Source organism: Paenibacillus sp. 598K (genome assembly GCF_003851045.1).
Taxonomy (GTDB): Bacteria; Bacillota; Bacilli; order Paenibacillales; family Paenibacillaceae; genus Paenibacillus_D.
This window is the reverse complement of record NZ_BFBX01000136.1, coordinates 1-208: the sequence shown is the minus strand read 5'-3', so window position 1 is coordinate 208 and position 208 is coordinate 1. Positions and strand designations below refer to the sequence as shown.

Below are 208 nucleotides of genomic sequence, written 5' to 3'. Positions count from 1 at the left end.
GAGCGGCTGGCCGAGGCGGGCGTGCATCGGTACAACCATAATCTGAATACGAGCCGCAGCCGTTATCCGGCCATAGCGACGACGCATACCTATGACCAACGCGCGCAGACCGTGGCGCTGGCGAAGCGGCACGGTCTGTCTCCATGCTCGGGACTGATCGTCGGGATGGGGGAGAGCGACGAGGAGCTCGTCGAGCTGGCGCTGGCGC

The 208-nt window shown here is 65.9% G+C and carries 1 protein-coding gene; it reads left to right on the top strand.

Annotation, left to right across the window (positions count from 1 at the left end; genetic code table 11):
- Positions 1–208 (top strand): radical SAM protein (locus PA598K_RS30790; protein WP_376739097.1); only part of this gene is annotated, 208 nt, incomplete at both ends.